This window comes from Fulvivirga aurantia (assembly GCF_009711475.1).
GTDB classification, from domain to species: domain Bacteria; phylum Bacteroidota; class Bacteroidia; order Cytophagales; family Cyclobacteriaceae; genus Fulvivirga; species Fulvivirga aurantia.
Window position 1 is genome coordinate 1 of the sequence record NZ_SMMD01000539.1, and the last position, 3,754, is coordinate 3,754.

The 3,754-nt window shown below is 37.7% G+C and carries 2 protein-coding genes; both read left to right on the plus strand.

Annotation, left to right across the window (positions count from 1 at the left end; all coding sequences use genetic code 11):
* On the plus strand, positions 1-2,832 hold a 2,832-nt coding region (gene porU / locus E1176_RS04290), incomplete at its 5' end, for a type IX secretion system sortase PorU (RefSeq protein WP_155209337.1).
* 39 nt (positions 2,833-2,871) lie between these two features.
* Positions 2,872-3,754, plus strand: an 883-nt coding sequence (gene porV / locus E1176_RS04295; RefSeq protein ID WP_246205936.1) for a type IX secretion system outer membrane channel protein PorV, incomplete at its 3' end; no start/stop codon positions are given.

Consider the following 3,754-nt stretch of genomic DNA (forward strand, 5'->3'; position numbering starts at 1 on the left):
GAGTGGTATGGAGAGAGGTTTGATCTCACTACTTCCTATACATTTGACTTTGATTTTGAAAACATTACCTCAAATTCAACAGTGAAGATAACTTCAAATGTAATGGCTCAGTCTTTCGCATCATCTTCTTTTGATTTGTTTTTAAACGATGCTAACATAGGCTCACAAGTGGTAGAAAGTGTACCTAATTTTAATCAAGGTAGCTTTAGGTATAGTGTTAAGGGAAAAGAAAAAACCGATGTCTTTGAGATTCCCAACTACAGTGGATCAGATAATTTAAAGCTACAGTACACCTACAATAAAAATAGTTCTGATAAATCACTCGGTTTTTTAGATGAAGTGCTTGTTGAAGTGACTCGCGATTTATCATGGGCCAACGAATCAATTAGTTTTAGATCACTTGCTAGTGTAGATAATGGCTTCTCAACATTTCAAGTCGCGAATGCCAACGAAAATCTTATTGTTTGGAATGTTACAGATCAATATGCACCTATACGGCAGTCGTCAAGCTTGAGTGGTTCTGACCTCTCATTCGGAGCTGCATCAGATGAACTTCAAGAATATATTGTTTTTGACCCTGCCAACGTACTTAATCCAACTTTTGACAGAAAGGTTGAAACCCAAAACTTACAAGGGTTAGCTACACCTGATTTGTTAATCGTGACACACCCAAATTTTCTTTCTGAAGCAAAGAGACTAGCAGCATTTAGAAGTACTAATGATGGCCTATCAGCAGCTGTGGTTACCACTTCACAGATTTATAATGAGTTCTCTAGTGGTAAGCAAGATGTATCAGCAATTAGAGATTTCACAAAACACCTCTTCGACAAAGGCGGTAACCTTAAGTATTTACTCCTCTTTGGTCGGGGATCTTACGACTACCTGGATATTATAAATAACAACACTAACTATGTTCCTATCTATGAATCGAGAAACGGCTTAGACCCTTTAAGAACCTATGGCTCTGACGACTTTTATGGCTTTTTGGAAGATGATGAAGGACAGTGGGAAGAAATCACTTCTGGTGGTCATACCTTAGACATTGGTGTCGGCAGGCTTCCGGTAAGTTCAATTGAGGAGGCTGCCGATGTGGTAGATAAGTTAATCAATTACAGTGCAAATAAAGGAAACTACGGATCTTGGCGAAATGTTGTGAGTTTTGTGGCTGATGACGAAGATGGTAATTTACATCAAAGGCAATCTGATCAACTGACACAACTAATAGACACAACTTATTTGCCATACATCCCCAATAAATTATACCTTGATAAATATACACAGGTATCAAAACCTAATGGCGAAGTGTCTCCGGAGGCAAGCGAGGCATTAAATGAAGCCATAGATAAAGGCTCACTAATTGTCAACTTTACTGGGCATGGCGGAGAAACCGGCTGGATGCAAGAGCAAGTACTTGACCTGGTCATGATTCGGGAGTGGCGCAACAAAAATAAACTCCCTCTTTTTGTGACTGCGACTTGTGAGTTTAGCCGCCATGATGATCCTAGACGAGTATCTGGAGGTGAAATCGTGGTAACAAATCCTATCGGGGGAGGTATCGGTATTTTAAGCACTTGTAGACCGGTAAACTCGAGCTCAAATTTCGAGCTCAACAAAGCTTTTTATAATACTGTTTTCGAAACCAATAATAATGAACCACTCAGGCTGGGTGATATCATAAAGAATACAAAAAATACAACCAGTGTAAACCAGGTTGGGAATAGAAATTTTGCATTGCTAGGTGACCCATCACTTTTACTCGCCTTTCCAGAAAAAAAGATAAGCATAACCTCAATCAAAAACGGTACTTCCTTATCTGATACCGTAAATGCACTGAGTAAAGTTGCAATAACAGGAGAGATAACCAATGGAGTCATTAAGGAGAGTAATTTTAACGGCACGCTATATGCCGTGGTATATGACAAGGAATCTTCGGTAGTCACAAAAGGCAGTGATGGCAACCCATTTTACTATTACGATAAAGAGAATGTGATTTTTAGAGGCAAAGCATCGATTACCAATGGCACTTTTAACTTTGAATTTATTGTACCTAAGAATATATCTTACCAGCACGACAGAGGGAAAATAAGTCTTTACGCTGTTAACGAAGATAAATCTAGTGATGCCAATGGAGCAGAATATATGATCATTGGAGGTACGAGTCAAGACATTGATATTGACAATCAAGGGCCAGATATTAGTCTGTATGTTGGAGATTCAACAAATAACTTGCCTGAAGTAGCATCTAATACAATGTTGATGGCCCGATTAAAAGATGAAAGTGGAATTAGCATTACAGGCTATGGTATTGAAAACAATCTTGCTGTGATTTTAGATGACAGTATAGAATACATCGCTAATGAATTCTACCAATCAGATATTGATACTTATCAAAGCGGTTGGTTAAATTTTCCGTTAAAAAACCTTACCAAAGGAAATCACAAAATCACTTTAAGGGCCTGGGATACCCATAACAATTCCAATGAATCAAGTATAAACTTTACAGTACTAGACCCTAACAAATTTATCATTACCGAATTATATAATTTCCCTAATCCCTTTGCAGATGCAACGAGTTTTGCTTTTAAACACAATCGAGAGGGTGATGATATAGAAGGTCAGCTCTCAATTATGACAAACACAGGAAGAGTGGTACAAAAAATTGATTTTAATATTGATGATAGCCGTTCAAATGTTAACTTGGGAGAGTGGATTCCAAAAGATCTAAAAAACCAAAATCTTGACACTGGGTTATACTTATTTAAGCTTAGTGTTCGTTCCAAACAAGATGGGGCCTTTACCGAAAGGCACGAAAAACTCGTATTTATAGAATAAGCACTTAATTGACTATATTTGTAGGCTAATATTTCACTAATGACAAAGAAAAATTCAATATTCCTTGTTCTGTTTTTAATGGCAACTTCAGTTACATACGGTTCTCATTACTTACAGGATACTACTAATAATATAACTGGTACAACAGGCAGAAAAGTAATTACAACTGCAGTACCTTTTTTATCTATCACTCCAGACGCTAGAGCTGGTGGTATGGGAGACGTAGGTGCGGCCACTTCTCCTGATGCGAATTCAATTTATTGGAACCCAGCAAAAACTGTTTTTAGTGAAGATGAGCAGGGTTTTGGAATGTCATACACCCCTTGGCTCGGGAAAATCGTCAACGACATGTGGATTTTTTATGGCTCTTATTACCGTAAAATTACCAAAGAACAGGCAGTAGGTGCTTCATTACGTTATTTCGATCTTGGGGAAATATTCTTTACTGATGACTCCGGAAACGAAAAAGGTGATTTTAGACCTAAAGAATTAGCCGTTACCTTGAGTTATTCTCGAATGTTAAGTCAAAACCTGAGCGTAGGCCTTAATGGTAAGTACATTTATTCAAACCTTATCGGAAACTTTACATCAAGTGCCGGTAACCTGGAGGCTAAACCTGCACATAGTGTGGCTGCAGATTTAGGTGTATTTTATAAAAAGGACTTATTACTTAGCGGTAATAATTCAAACTTAGCTTTGGCTGCAGTAATTTCTAACATAGGTTCTAAAATTTCGTACTCTGACGAAAACAACAAAGACTTCATACCCACTAATCTACGTTTAGGATCTGCATTTACTACTAACCTTGATCCTTATAACAAATTGACATTTGGTTTAGATTTTAATAAACTGATGGTACCAAGTCCCCAACCCGATGGTAGTGAAAGCGATAAAAGTTTATTGAGCGGTATGTTCGGCTCAT